Annotated in this window: 15 protein-coding genes; 1 reads left to right on the top strand and 14 read right to left on the bottom strand. The window is 59.3% G+C overall.

What is annotated here, in order from left to right; translation table 11 throughout:
* The first annotated feature begins 246 nt into the window (after positions 1-246).
* Positions 247-777 (top strand): nitroreductase family protein, encoded by a 531-nt coding sequence (locus tag DWV58_RS07450; protein ID WP_117735098.1) that lies wholly within the window; start codon positions 247-249, stop codon positions 775-777.
* Positions 778-952: 175 nt separating this feature from the next.
* Here the strand turns inward: DWV58_RS07450 and DWV58_RS07445 are convergent, their stop codons facing one another.
* From DWV58_RS07445 to murC, 14 genes are all read right to left on the bottom strand, one after another.
* Positions 953-1,627, bottom strand: coding sequence for a DivIVA domain-containing protein (locus tag DWV58_RS07445; protein WP_117734960.1), 675 nt, complete (start codon positions 1,625-1,627; stop codon positions 953-955).
* A gap of 61 nt (positions 1,628-1,688) precedes the next feature.
* Complete coding sequence (locus DWV58_RS07440) at positions 1,689-1,934, bottom strand: YggT family protein (protein WP_199406628.1); 246 nt, start codon at positions 1,932-1,934, stop codon at positions 1,689-1,691.
* A 57-nt stretch (positions 1,935-1,991) separates the two neighbouring features.
* A complete protein-coding gene (locus DWV58_RS07435) occupies positions 1,992-2,717 on the bottom strand; it encodes a cell division protein SepF (protein WP_117776693.1) in 726 nt (241 codons plus the stop codon).
* Positions 2,718-2,777: 60 nt separating this feature from the next.
* Complete coding sequence (locus tag DWV58_RS07430; protein ID WP_055251689.1) at positions 2,778-3,515, bottom strand: YggS family pyridoxal phosphate-dependent enzyme; 738 nt, start codon at positions 3,513-3,515, stop codon at positions 2,778-2,780.
* 119 nt (positions 3,516-3,634) lie between these two features.
* Positions 3,635-4,492 carry a PhoU domain-containing protein gene (locus DWV58_RS07425; protein ID WP_117776692.1) on the bottom strand — a complete coding sequence of 286 codons (858 nt, stop codon included), beginning with the start codon at positions 4,490-4,492 and terminating at the stop codon, positions 3,635-3,637.
* Positions 4,493-4,583: 91 nt separating this feature from the next.
* On the bottom strand, positions 4,584-5,387 hold the full coding sequence (gene pstB / locus DWV58_RS07420) for a phosphate ABC transporter ATP-binding protein PstB (RefSeq protein ID WP_117776691.1): 804 nt from the start codon (positions 5,385-5,387) through the stop codon (positions 4,584-4,586).
* Positions 5,388-5,399: 12 nt separating this feature from the next.
* Positions 5,400-6,305, bottom strand: coding sequence for a phosphate ABC transporter permease PstA (gene pstA / locus DWV58_RS07415; RefSeq protein WP_006234250.1), 906 nt, complete (start codon positions 6,303-6,305; stop codon positions 5,400-5,402).
* A gap of 3 nt (positions 6,306-6,308) precedes the next feature.
* The gene (gene pstC, locus DWV58_RS07410) at positions 6,309-7,235 is read right to left on the bottom strand and encodes a phosphate ABC transporter permease subunit PstC (protein ID WP_117776690.1); all 927 of its coding nucleotides are present in this window, start codon (positions 7,233-7,235) and stop codon (positions 6,309-6,311) included.
* A 1-nt stretch (position 7,236) separates the two neighbouring features.
* Complete coding sequence (locus tag DWV58_RS07405; RefSeq protein ID WP_117637522.1) at positions 7,237-8,073, bottom strand: phosphate ABC transporter substrate-binding protein; 837 nt, start codon at positions 8,071-8,073, stop codon at positions 7,237-7,239.
* Positions 8,070-8,870, bottom strand: coding sequence for a polyphenol oxidase family protein (locus tag DWV58_RS07400; protein WP_117776689.1), 801 nt, complete (start codon positions 8,868-8,870; stop codon positions 8,070-8,072). The genes DWV58_RS07405 and DWV58_RS07400 overlap by 4 nt, the downstream gene beginning before the upstream one ends.
* A gap of 210 nt (positions 8,871-9,080) precedes the next feature.
* Entirely contained in the window at positions 9,081-10,235 is a 1,155-nt protein-coding gene (ftsZ, locus tag DWV58_RS07395) for a cell division protein FtsZ (protein ID WP_055251674.1), read from the bottom strand.
* Between the two features lie 199 nt (positions 10,236-10,434).
* Positions 10,435-11,223, bottom strand: coding sequence for a cell division protein FtsQ/DivIB (locus DWV58_RS07390; RefSeq protein WP_231501570.1), 789 nt, complete (start codon positions 11,221-11,223; stop codon positions 10,435-10,437).
* Between the two features lie 424 nt (positions 11,224-11,647).
* Positions 11,648-12,559: a UDP-N-acetylmuramate dehydrogenase gene (murB, locus tag DWV58_RS07385; protein ID WP_117776688.1), complete on the bottom strand. Its 912-nt coding sequence runs from the start codon at positions 12,557-12,559 to the stop codon at positions 11,648-11,650.
* Between the two features lie 5 nt (positions 12,560-12,564).
* Positions 12,565-13,983 (bottom strand): UDP-N-acetylmuramate--L-alanine ligase, encoded by a 1,419-nt coding sequence (gene murC, locus DWV58_RS07380; RefSeq protein WP_117636008.1) that lies wholly within the window; start codon positions 13,981-13,983, stop codon positions 12,565-12,567.
* Between the last annotated feature and the right edge of the window lie 77 nt (positions 13,984-14,060).

The following is a 14,060-nucleotide window of genomic DNA, read 5'->3' as shown; positions in this document are numbered from 1 at the left end:
CACGGCTTGCTTTCTCACTCCGGCTGCTTTGCAGAGTCGTTCGAAAGTAAACCGTGGCCGGCCCTTCGCCTTACGTACCACCATTGGGAACTTTGGCTGATACTTTGAAAGCGATGGGGCTTTTGTTAGCAGGGCCTTTGGGCCCGGTTGGGAACTTTGGGACCGCCTCAAACGTTTGACTGGATGGTGCTTTGGGTACCCTTTATTTTGCTTTGGATCGATTCGTTGACTTTGGAGGGCTTGGTTATGGGTTATTTGGATTTGGCTCGTGGTCGGTATTCTTGTCGTTCTTTTGAGAATCGGGCTGTGGAGCAGTCGGTGGTGGATGCTGTTGTTGAAGCTGGACGGATTGCTCCTTCTGCTTGTAATAATCATCCTTCTCGTGTGATGGTGCTGGATACGCCCGAGCTGTTGGAGAAGGCTGCTGCTTGTCAGCCTCGGTTTGCTCGTGATGGGTCTATCTTTGGGGCTCCGCTTGTCTTCCTCATTTGCAGCGTTACCGATGATGCTTGGGTGCGCCCGTATGATCAGATGAATTCCAGTGAAATCGATACGTCCATCGTGTGTGATCAGATGATGATGGAGGCCACCGAGCAGGGCCTGGGAACGTGCTGGGTGTGCCATTTTAAGCCTGAGGTGGCCCGTGAGCAGTTCGACCTGCCCGAGGGTGTCTATCCCTATCACATGCTCGTCTGTGGCTATCCTGCCGACCATATCACCGACCCCGAGCATCGAGAGGCCCGCACCATTCCCCTCTCCGACTTCCTCCTCAAGTAGATTTTTGGGACATGCCGCAAACCTACCCTTGACCGCTCACCCGTTCACCGAGTTCTGCGCCACTATGTGCAGGGCTCGGTTTTTTATGTTGCGCACCCCTGCACACCCTGCACAGTCATAAAAAAGGACCCGCAAGCTGCGGGTCCTTTCTAGGCACTAAATTGTAGACCGAATGTTAGTCCAGGTCGTCGGCAGCGAAGTTGTCGATCGGGGCGAAGGGATCGGCCACGGGGACAACCGGATCGGCGACGGGCAGCGGCTCGGCGGGAACAGTCACCGCAGGAGAAGCGGCAGAACCAACCGGCGTGGAGGCCATGAGGTCGGCCGGGAAGGAGTTCTGGGCGTCGTCCATAAAGTGCTGGATGAGCTTGAGGTACTCGGCCTTGAACTCCTCGCGGGAAGCCTTCAGACGGTCGATTTCCTCGAGCTCGGCCTGCTTCTCGGTCAGAGCCTGGCGGATAACCTCGCGGGCCTTGGCGTCAGCCTCGTTGCGGATACGCTCAGCGTTCTCATTGGCATCGTTGACGATGGTCTCAGCGGTCTGCTGAGCAGCGATCAGGGCAGCGGAAATCTGGCGCTCCTGAGCGGAGAAGTCAGGGGCGGGAGCGGCCACGGGGGCGGCAGGGGCGGCCTGGGCGGCGGTATCCTGAGCCTGGGCAAGCTGAGCCTGTGCATCGGCAAGCTGCTGCTCAGTAGCAGTCAGACGGCCCTTAAGGTCGACGATCTTAGCGAGCATAGCGTCAACCTCGGAAGACAGCGTCTCCAAGAAGACGTCGACCTCGGCAGGATCGTAGCCACGCTTGGCCTCAGAGAAAGTCTGAGCCTGGATGTCTGCAGGGGTAATAGCCATAACAAGTCTCCTTTTTCATCGCCTCGGCGCTACACGCCCGACGTAAGTTACTAAGTCAGTTCTATACGAGTATACCTATAAGAAGCTGCAGAACCAGTCTCTGCACCAACTGCAACGCAATAATCGCAACGACCGGCGAAAAATCAACGCCGCCCATCGGCGGGATAAACCGACGAAAGAGGTTGAGCCACGGGCCGCAGACGCTATCGAGCACTGCAGCGATATCCTGCAGCAGGCCGCCCTGCTTCATGGGAATCCACGTCATAAAGCAATAGACCACGATGAGCGTGGAGTAGAAGTTGAACAGCGTGTTGACCAGCTGGACAATGGTGTAGATGTTGATGAGAATCTCCTCGTCTTGGGTTTACTTAAGGTAGCCGTCGGCACGAAGCTTCTTGAGGTCCGAATCCTTGACCTCGCAGCCGGCGGGCAGCACCATGAACACGCGGTCGCCCACCTCCTTGACCGTAGCGCCCAGGCCACAGGCAAAGCCATAGCTAAAGTCCAGGACACGCTTGGCGACCTCGGTGCGAACGCCGACAAAAATCAGCGCGACGGGCTGTTTGGTACGCACACGACGGACAACGGTCTCAACGTCATCATAGCTCTCGGGACGCAGGACATAGGCAGGCAGCTGCGGCGTGGCGTTGATGATGTTGCTCGCATAGGCCGAGGCGTCGCTCGGCGCAGGGGCGGGCGCAGGCGCCGCGGCGCGAGCACGGGCGCTCTCGGCATAGCTCGACGGCGTGTCGTAGGCGCCGGGACGATAGCCACCGGCGACCGTATCCTGAGAACGCGACGGCGGATTGTACGTCGTTGCATGACGCGAGTCATCGCCGACCAGCTGACCGGAGCGCGTATACACGGCAACCGACTCAGCCTCACCACGTCGCGTCTGACCAAGCAGGCCGTTGCTCGGCTCGTCCTGGGTATAGAAGCCCTCGCCCGAAGCACCACTGTAGCCGCCGCCCTGATAGCCGTCGTCGTAGCCGTCATCGTAGCCGTAGTCGTCATCCTGGCTATAGCCCTGGTCGTAACCCTGCTGGCCGCCCAGGTGCATCTTATTTTTAATCTCGTCAAGGAAGCCCATGGTTGTGTCCTCTCACGGTTTAGTGCAGGCGCTCTGTAAACCAGTGCGCACTTCAGAGCCCTATTTTACTGCAAACTCCGGGCTAAATACTACCCTGCCCAGGCGAACGAGCGTAGAGCCCTCCTCAAGGGCAGGCTCAAAGTCCTCGCTCATGCCGCAGGAAAGCTCAGGCAGGTTCAAATCGGGATGCGCTGCCTCCAGCTCATCCCTCAGCTCACGAAGCCCCGCAAAGGTGCGGCGTGCCACATCCTTATTCCCCCGGGGCGCCATAGTCATAAGCCCCTGCACGCAAATTCCCTCAAGCTCTGCAAGCTCACCCGCGGCGGCGCGAATCTCATCGGGCGAAAAACCGCCCTTGGACTCCTCGCCGCTCACGTTGACCTCGATGAGCACACACTGGGGGCCGGCGAGCTCGCCTGCCTCAATCTTGCGGACAGCACGGCTCGAGATCGCCTGCGCCAGATGCAGCGAACCCACCGAGTGAATCAGCTCGGCTGAGCCCAGCACCGCATTGATCTTATTGGTCTGCAGGTTGCCGATCATATCGAAGCGCACCTCGGGCAGCTCCGGATGCTCCGCCAGACCCGTGAGCTTGCGAACCAGCTCCTGCGGGCGGTTCTCGGCAAAATTGCGATACCCCGTCTGGATGGCGGCAACGGTCTCATCGACACCAACGGTCTTGGACACGGCAATGAGGCGCGCGGCGTCGTGGGGGCGGCCCGCGCGATCGAGCGCCGCATAAAAACGTTCCAGAATCTGCTCGCGGCGAGCGCGCATCAAGTCCAAATAGTTATCCATTGCCAATCGCCTCCGCTGACAGCCAAACAAGTAGTCCCATGCTAACGCAAGAGCGCGGCCCCGCATGTGCAAGGCCGCGCTCACTTAGGTATTTACAATCTTTCGACGAACGGGGTCACTTACTCCTCGTCGTCCTCGCCATCGTCCTCGTCCTCAAGATGATCGAGCAGGTAGCGAAGACCCTCGCTGACCTCGTTAGCGGGCACCTTGGCAACGTAGCGAGCGTCGACGGCGGGCCTCATGATAACACCCTCGCCCGAAGGCACGCGCATGCTCTCGAGCTCATCCTCGTCCACACGGGCGATATCGCCGGCGCTCATACGCTGACCAGTCAACAGGAAGGTCAGACGGCAAGCGGCATCGATGGAAATCGAAGCGATGCGATCGAGGTAGCGCGAAACCATGATAGCGCGGCGCAGGTCGTCATAGTTGCTGTCGTCGTCCATAAAGTCGCCCGTATCCATACGATTAAAGGTGCGGAAGAACTTCTCGTAGGCGGCGTGCACCGGCTCGTCCTCGACGGCCAAGTTGCAGATGATGGACATGTCATTGGTGACGAGCGCAGAAAGCGAAGAGCCCAGCACCTGGTAGACGGCCTCAGCCTCGGCCTCAACCGTGCCGACAAGCTCCTTGGGCAGCGAGATGTCGGCCTTGATCATATGACGCGTGGCACGGCAGATCTGACGGACCTTATCGGTCATGCGCTGCAGGTTAAAGTCGACGTAGATGATCGTCTGAAGCAGGCGGAAGTCGGAGGCGACCGGTGACTGCGTGGCGATCAGGTTGTAGCAGACGGCCTCCAGGTTGGCGCAGCGCGCGTCAATCGAAAGCGTGCGTTTCTTGGTCTTGGTGGCGAGCTTGCGGTCGTCGGTCACATAGGCCTTCACGGCATCGTGGAGAGCCAGATCGACGGCCTCATAGATGCTCAGCATCTCGTGACGGGCCTCGACGAGCTGACGGGAAAACAGTTTGCGCATGGTTCACTCCAATCAGTTGGGTGCGGTCATGCAGCCCGCACAGTGAATACGCACCGGACCAGGTCCGACGGCTTGGGACTAGTCGCACCGATCAGCCAAAGCGGCCGGTGATATAGTCTTCCGTCCGCGAGTCCACCGGGCTGGTGAAGATCGCGTCGGTTTGACCATACTCGATGAGCGTGGCGGGCTCGCCGGCAACTTCCTGCAAGAAGAATGCGGTGTAGTCGCTGATACGAGCTGCCTGCTGCATTGAATGCGTGACGATGATGATCGTCATCTCGGGCGCCAGCTCGGCCATCAGATCCTCGACCTTAGAGACGGACGTGGGGTCGATGGCGGAGCAGGGCTCGTCCATCAGAAGAACATCGGGTTGCACCGCAAGCACGCGCGCGATGCACAGACGCTGCTGCTGACCGCCCGAGAGCGCCAAACCATCCTTGTTGAGCTGATTGGATACCTCTTTCCAGAGGTTGGCGCGCTTGAGCGATTCTTCCACGATGTCATCGAGGTCGCTTTTGCTAGTCACGCCCTGTAGACGAGGGCCAAAGGCGACATTCTCGTAGATGGATTTGGGAAACGGGTTGGGCTGCTGAAAGATCATGCCCACGCGACGACGGAGGTCGACCGGGTCGACGCCCTCGGCATAGATATCATTGCCGTCGAGCGTCATGGTGCCCTCGACGCGCGTACCCTCGATCAGATCATTCATGCGGTTGATGCAGCGCAAAAACGTCGACTTGCCGCAGCCCGAAGGGCCAATGAAAGCGGTGATGGCGTTTTTGGCGATGTTGAGGTCAAGCCCCGTCAGCGCATGAAAGTCACCGTACCAAAAGTTGAAATCCTTGGCCGTAATGGCCGCTTGCTCCAGCGTGGGAGCGGACTGATAAACGGACATGGGACTCCTTAACTAGCGACGCTTGCGCGACAGGAAGCGCGCAAACAGGTTGAAGGCAAGAATGATCACCATCAGCAAGAGCGCGGTGCCGTAGGCTGCGTTCATGTTGATGCCGTCGTTGGCAAGCAGGTACAGGTGAACCGTCATGGGGCGGCCGGAATCGAGCGGCGAAATAGGTAGATTGATGGCTTGGCCCATGGTGTAGAGCACCACCGCGGTCTCGCCAATGGCGCGGCCGATGGCGAGGACGATGCCCGTGGCAATACGGCCAAAGGCAGAAGGAAGCACAATCTTGGAGACAACCTGCCACTTGGTGGCGCCCAGGCCGTACGCGCCCCAACGGATATAGCGCGGGACGGCGCGAATGGCCTCTTCGGTGGTACGCATGACGATGGGAAGCATCAAGAGCGCGAGCGCCAGAGCGGCCGAGACCATCGAAAGGCCCAGGCCCATGGCCTCGACAAACAAGGCGTAGCCAAACAGGCCCATAACGATGGAGGGCACCGAGGCCAAAGCGTCAGCAGCGTAGCGAATGAGCTCGACGACCTTGCCCTGCTTGGCGTACTCGGCCAGATAGACGGCTGCCAGCACAGCAATCGGCGTGCAGATAAGCATGGCGAGCGCCGTCACATAGACGGTCGAGACGATCGTGGGCCAAATTCCGCCCTCGGCGTTGACGCCCTGGGGCCAACCGAAGATAAAGTCGAGCGAGATATGAGGCAGGCCGTTAATGACCACATAGGCGATGATAGCGACCAGCACCAGCGTGGTGATGTAGGCAGCCGCGCGGAATACGCCGAGCATGATCTTGTTGGACAAGTCCTTGTTGATGCGGCCCTTCTTGCCGTGGGAAAGGGCACGCTTGATGCGCTCGCGCGACGAGGTCGTATCGACCGTCGTGTCAACGGAATCGGACATAGCCTACCCCCTCTTCTTCTTGGAAATCAGACGGACGATGCCCACCAGCGTGGCGGAAATGATAAACAGGACCACGCCCATGCCGAACAGCGCCGAGCGATGCAGACCCGAGGAATAGCTCATGTCGAGCGCAATCTGGCTCGTGAGCGTCGAGATGGGGCTCGCAATGCTGTCGGGAATAACCGGGGCGTTACCCACGACCATGAGCACGGCCATGGTCTCGCCGATGGCACGGCCCATACCCAGCACGATGGCATCCACGATACCCAGCTTGGCGGCAGGTAGCACGACCTTATAGATGGTCTGCCACTTAGTAGCACCCATGGCATACGATGCCTCGCGAATACCCATGGGAATGGAATTGAGGGCATCGATGGTGAGCGTGGTGATGGTAGGGACGATCATGATGGCAAGCACGAACCACGCCGTCAGCGCACCAAAACCAAGACCACCGGTCAGTTGCGCGATAAACGGACGGATGATGATCATGCCAAAGAAGCCATAGATGATAGAAGGGATGCCGGCCAACAGGTCAACGGCAGGGCTGATGAGCTTGCGCACGCGCTTGCTGGCGATCTCGACCAGATACACGGCCGTGCCCACGCCTAGGGGCACACCCATGGCGAGCGCACCGACGGTCACCAGACCCGAGCCGGCAAGCAGCGACACGATGCCGTAGTGGCCCTCAGAGGGCGCCCACGTAAAGCTAAAGAAGTCCGCCAGACCGATGTCGGTAAAGACGGGCAGCGCCGAGTACGTGGTAAAGACAAAAATCAGGATGACGGTAACAACCGCCAAGAACGCGCAGGCAAAGAAAATCCACTGCAGCGCCTTCTCCTTGATATAGGTGCTGCGCGATACGAGCGCCAGCTCGCGCTTCTTGGGCGCCTGAGCATTCTGCTCAGTCTGGGAGTTTTCCTGTGCTTCCATGCTACTCACTCCCCTTCTCGTCGTTGGTGACGGGAATAAAGCCCGCCTCGCGAATCTGCTTGTCCATCTTTTCGGACGTCACGTAGTCGATGTAATCCTGCGCCCGCTGCGAAGGCGCACCCTTCACAAAGAAGTAAAGGTCGCGCGAGATGGGATAGCCGCCACTCGCGACCGTCTTCTCGGACGCCTCAACATGATTGACCGAGACGGCCTTGACCGAGGTCTTGGCGTTGAGGCTATCGACGAAGCCCAGCGAAATGTAGCCGATAGCCCCGCGCGAACGAGATACCACGTCGCGCACCTGGCCCGTGCCCGAAAGAACGGCGGAGCGGCGATCGAACGGGGTGCCGTCCATCACGATGGTGCGGAAGGCTTCACGCGTGCCAGACGCCTCATCTCGGTTGATAACCTGAATCCTCAGGTCCTCGCCACCGACTTCTTTCCAGTTGGTGATCTTGCCGGCATAGATATCGCGGAGCTGCTCGGTCGAGAGGTTATCGACGGGGTTGTCTTCGTTCACGATGACCGCGATACCGTCGTGGGCAATGACGATGGGAGTCAGGCCCAGATCCTGTTCGTCGGCATTGAGTCCACGGGAGGAGCTGGCGATATCGGCCGTGCCGGCGCTGACGGCTTCGATGCCAGCGGAAGAGCCCAAACCGGAAACGAGCACGTCGATGCCGGTCTCCTCCTTAAAGCCCTCTGCCGCAATTTCGGCGATAGGAAGGCAGGTCGTGGAGCCGGCCACAGTAATGGAAGAGGTAGAAGATCCCGAAGAACAGGCGCACAGCGTAAGCGTAAGCACAGCGGCGCTCAGGACCGATACGATCTTTCTCATAGCATCACGCCGATCGCAGCATGGCGCCCACAGGTGCCGTCCTCGTTACGGTAGGAATAAAAGCGGTCGTTCTGACGCACAGTCGAAAGCTGGGTATCCACGATATTATCCGCGTCCACACCGGCATCTACCAGCGCCTCACAAATGGCAGCGGAAAGATCGAGCATGCGAGAGATGCTCGCATCGATGCAAGAGAACTCGACGGCAAAGCGATCCATGAGTTCCTGGGATACCTCATATTCGTCAGCCAAGATATGGGGGCCGATATAGGCGGAAACGTCGCTCGCATCGCAGCCGGCAGCATCGCAAAGCGCCTGGCACGCCTTGGCAGAAATACGTGCAATCGTGCCCTTCCAACCGGAGTGCACCACGGCAAATCCGCCAGGGGCCACCAGCACCACGGGAACGCAGTCGGCAAAGCAGAGCAGCACGGGCACGTCATGGGCCGTACAGACGATGGCATCGCAGCCCTCGGCAATCTGCTCGCGAACAGCCTCAAGATCGTCGGCGCCGTTCGAAGTCACCGTAACGATATGGTCACCATGTACCTGATTGGGCACGAGCAGATTATGCTCGCACTCAGTGGCGCCCATCGCTTCGAGCGCTCGACGACGATTTTCTTGAACAGCAAAGGGGTCATCGCCTACATGCGAGCCCAGGTTGAGCGAGGAGTACGCATCTTCAGAAACGCCACCGGTGCGCTCGGTAAAGGCAAAGCGGACATCGGATGTCGCGCCCTCCACCAACGTAACTCCATCATGGTCGACACGCGAAACGTTGTCCGCACGTGCTGCCATACTAAAGCCTCCTAATAACACAAGTACCGCGGCGTCGCCGCGCAGTCCGCGTTTATACGGCTGTCATACTTCCTTAAAAGGATACCCGCAGCGGTAGGGACCAAACGTAAAGGGAACGTAAGGAGATTGGAGGCTTTCGTTTACAAACGAGAAACAAAACGGGGTGCATCCAAATGGACACACCCCGTGCAGGTCGTTGAGAAAAACGAACTAGAAGCTACCGCGCTTCAGGAAGTCGGGAAGCTCGAACTGGTCGTTGCCAAAGTTGGGCAGCTCGGTACCACCGACGTTGCGGGTCGGAGCGGCCTGAGCCGGGCTCGCAGCCGGAGCGGTGCGCTGCGGCTCAGCGGAGGCAGCGGCCTTGCTCTGAGACTGCTGAGCAGCAAAGAGCTCATCCTGACGGTTGACGTTGGAGTCGGAGAAGCCCGTAGCGATGACGGTGATACGCACCTGATCGCCCAGGGACTCGTCGACAACGGTACCGAAGATGATGTTGGCCTCGGGGTCGACGGCGTTGGCGACAACGTCGGCGGCGTCGCTGATCTCCTGGATGCCCAGGTCCTTGGAACCGGCGATGGAGAGCAGCACGCGCGTGGCACCATCGATGGAGCTCTCGAGCAGCGGGCTGGAGATGGCCTGCTGGGCAGCGTCGACGGCACGAGTATCCCCAGAAGAGGTACCGATACCCATCATGGCGGTACCGGCCTGCTTCATGATGGTCTTAACATCGGCGAAGTCCAGGTTGATGATACCGGGGACGGTGATGAGGTCGGTGATGCCCTGGGTGCCCTGGGAAAGGACGCCATCGGCAATCGCGAAGGCCTCGAGCATGGTGGTCTTCTTCTCGGCGATGTCGAGCAGCTTATCGTTAGGAATGACGATCATGGTGTCGACGCAATCGGAGAGGGTCTTGATGCCCTCCTCGGCGCTCTTCTTACGCTTGCGGCCCTCGAAGGTGAAGGGCTTGGTCACGACGGCGACGGTCAGTGCGCCGACCTCGTTCATCGCGATATCGGCAACGATGGGAGCAGCGCCGGTACCGGTGCCACCGCCCTCACCGCAGGTGATAAACACCATGTCGGCGCCAGCGAGCGCCTCGGCAATGTCGTCGCGGGACTCATCGGCAGCCTTGCGGCCAACCTCGGGGTTGGCGCCGGCGCCCAGGCCGCGGGTGAGGTCGGTGCCGATGTGCACCTTGATATCGGCATCAGAGATCGCGAGTGCCTGAGCATCGGTGTTGATGGCAACAAACTCGACGCCGCGGATGCCCTCTTCGATCATTCGATTGACCGCGTTGGTACCGCCGCCGCCGACGCCGACCACCTTAATGACGGCAAGGTAGTTGTTGATCTCTGTCTCGTGCATGTCGGTCCTCCGAACAAAGGTTATAGCCATAGCATGGGTCGACCCCTGCGCACATTAACCTTCAGGTTGAAAGTAAATGCAAAGGTAAACCGTATTATGTTTGCACATTATGAACGTATCAGTCAAATAATTGACCGTGAAAACCAAACAAACCAGATAAACGGCGTGGTATGGCCCCTCAACAAAGCATCAACCAGCGCTACGAGGTCGGAGCATTCCTAAATGTGTAGTTGCCCGGAGAGCGCACATTGATATACGTTACGCCCTCTACCTGCGAAAGCAACTTGGTGACTACGCGTTCCTTCTTGGCGATATCGTCCGAATCGCCCAGCGACACCTCAATGCCGTTATTGAGGTTTGCCGAGATGGCTTCGACCGAAGGCGTGGAAATATCCTTGACTTGTCCCAAGAACTCGCTCGAAAAACCACGCACATAATCCAGGCCGGCCTTAACGGCTTTGGAGTTCACCGCCTGGCCGGAAACCGGAGCGACATCCGCCGAGACATCAGTCAACAACACCGCGCCATAATGCTTGGCGAGCGCCAGCGCGGCATCGATTCCGGTCAAGGTATTTGAGCCCTGCCCTGTCGTGATGACGTTGCCCTGGTCGTCCACTTCGACCGACGTCGACAGCGGGGCGATCCAGGTGTCATCGTCTCCGATAGCCCAGGCAAGGTCGTCGGAGCTGATATATGCAATGGCGATAACTTTACGCTCCGTCGGCGTGATGATAAGCGTATGGGGAAACTGGCGCTGGACATCCACGCCCGAGACCCACGGGTTCTGCTTGAGATCCTCGGTAATCTGGTCGGGATCGACGTTAAAAAGCGACGTTCCCTCGGGCAAGTCGATCAGCTGGATAGCATCGTGCTTCGTCACATGCTCGCTGCCTTGAATCTGAATATCAGTGGCAGTAAACAATCCAGAGTTGATCACCACGATGGCAACGACGACGAGCACGGCCAAGACGGCCAGAACGCCGCCCACGATTTTGCCTTTGCCTGTAACGACAGAAGCGGCGTCTGATGTTTTATTTGCCATCGCTCCAAGTGAAGATAACGGGTTGAAACCTTTTTTACTCGAAGGCTTCTTAGCGGTAGCCGGCACCGATGTCAGCGAGCGCGGTTTCGATGCGCCCAGCGTGCGACCTGGACGCGCCGCCTTAGTCCCCGTCGAGGGCTTGGGAGTTGCTATGGGACGGGCAGGCTTGGCGCCCATAACAGGCTTTGACGTCACCGAGGGACGCGAGGACTTTTTTGCGGTCGGACGATTACCGAGCTGCGAGCCGACGACCGGTCGACTGGTCTGTCGAGCATGCCCGACAGACTTAGAGTGCGCGACGGTATTGCGTTGAGGTTTGGCAGGCGCGCCGGAACGCCCTCCGGCGCGGCGGAAGGTGGGTTTCGATGCTCTAGAAGCCGAGGAATTTAACTTCCGGTCTGAGCTCGATGCCATACGCCTCCCTCACCTTTCCGTGCACATGTCTGATAACCGCGGCAACGTCATCGGCCGAGGCAGTTCCGTTATTAACGATAAAATTAGCGTGAACGGGCGAAACTTCCGCGCCGCCAATCGAAAAACCCTTTAATCCACAATCCTCGATAAGCTTGCCCACACTCGCATCGGGCGGGTTGCGAAAGACAGACCCGCAGGATGCGCGACCCATGGGCTGCGTACGCTTGCGCCTCGTCAGGTACCGCTCCATGCGCTCGCGAATGTCGGCCTTGGGCGCCGGTTTAAGCTTGAGCACGCACTCGAGGATGATCTCATTGCGGGGAAGGCCACATTCGCGGTAGCCCCAAGTGATCTCGGACCCCGCATAATGCTTGATACCGGATGCCGGGTCAAACGTTACGACATCCTCAACCAGCGAGCCAATCCACTCGGTCCGCGTGCCGGCATTCATAGATATCGCACCGCCGACCGAACCAGGAATGCCAACGGCAAACTCAAGGCCCGAGAGGCTACGCGACAGGGCATCGTTGACCAGGCGCGCAAACATCACGCCCGCACCGACCGTCAGCGTACAACCGTCATCGGCAACAACCGTGCGCTGGAACTCACGTCCGAGCGAAATGACGGCACCGCGATAACCGCCATCGGCAACCAGCAGATTGGAGCCCTTGCCGATGATGACCCACGGCACCTGCTCGCGATCGAGCACCGCCACGGCGCGGCGGAGGGCATGATAGCTATGGCACGTCACAAAGAGGTCGGCCTTGCCGCCGATACGATAGCTCGTATGACGCGCAAGGCGCTCGTCCTCGATCACATCCGTGTCGATCATGCCCGAGAGCGCCATGACGGCGTTAAACAGACCCATTAGACTTAAGCGTCTTTCTTGGCAGTCAGATACTCAATGAACTCGGGACCGACGGTCGTAACGTCGCCGGCACCCATGGTGAGCAGCAGGTCGCCCTCGCCCACCATCTGCTCGAGCTCCTGATTGAGCTCAAGACGGCTGGAGCAGTACACGACCTCCTTGCCAGGATGCTTGGCGCGCACGGTATCGGCGAGCATCTTAGAGGTGACACCCGGAATGGGCATCTCGCCAGCCGAGAACACATCAATCAGCAGCAGTTTATCGGCATTGGCAAATGCATCGGCAAAGTCGTCGCACAGGGCCTGCAGGCGCGAATAGCGGTGCGGCTGGAACACGACGTCGACGTGCTTGTAGCCCAGCGACGAAGCGGCAGCAAGCGTAGCCTTGATCTCGGTGGGGTGATGGCCGTAATCATCGACCACGGTGATGCCATCGATATCGCCCACGTGGGTAAAGCGACGGCGGACGCCCTCAAAGCTCGAGAGCGCCTTGGCGGCGGCGTCGATGTCAAGGCCCAGGACATGGGCGACGGTGAGCACCGCCGTGGCGTTGAGCATGTTGTGGCGACCGGGATTGCTCTTGATCTCCACAGCGCGCTCAGTGCCGTCCTCAAAGCGAACGATAAAGTCACTCTGGATGCCCTTGACATCCGGGTGCATGCAGACGATGTCGTTGCTCTCGGCAAAGCCGTAGGAAAGCACATGACGGCCCGTCGACTTGGCGAGCTCGACCAGATGCGGGTCCTCACCGCAGACGATGACGGTGCCGTCCTCGCCCACCAGGCTCATGAATTTGGCGAAAGTTGCCTCGATCTCCTCGATACCCGAGTAGTGATCGAGGTGGTCGGCCTCGACGTTGGTCACAATGACTACGTTGGGGTTCAGGAACAGGAAGGAGCTGTCGGACTCGTCGGCCTCGGCGACAAAGTAGTCGCCCGAGCCGTTCTTGCCGTTCGTGTCATAGCCCTCGACGATGCCACCGATCAGGAAGCTCGGATCCAGACCCATGCGGTCGAGCATGGTGGCACACATCGAAGACGTGGTGGTCTTGCCATGCGTGCCGGCAACAGCGACGGTGGTGTAGCCGTGGCCCAAAGCAGAGAGCATCTTGGCACGGGGCCACACGGGAATACCAAGCTCGCGAGCGCGCACGAGTTCAGGGTTGGATTCCGGAATAGCGGTGGAGACAACAACCACGTCGGGCTTAACCTCGTCGATCGTGGCGGCCTCATGGCCCACATGCACCTTCACACCAGCGCGGGTAAGCTGGCGGATATAACGTGACGTCTTAAGGTCGGAGCCGGTAACGGCATAACCGCGCTCGTGCAGAACGAGGGCGATGCCGCTCATGCCGGCGCCGCCGATACCGATAAAGTGGGCGCTCTTAAACTCGGGCGCGGAGGTTGCAGTCTGGGAATCAGCCATGTGCTCGTGTACTCCTTGCGTAAACACTGCCTGTAACCCGTTAACTGTACCGCACCTACCGCATCAGCGCGAGGGCG

Source organism: Collinsella sp. AF11-11 (genome assembly GCF_003465485.1).
GTDB lineage: Bacteria > Actinomycetota > Coriobacteriia > Coriobacteriales > Coriobacteriaceae > Collinsella.
Note: the sequence above shows the minus strand (reverse complement) of the source record. Positions and strands in the feature narration are given on the sequence as shown.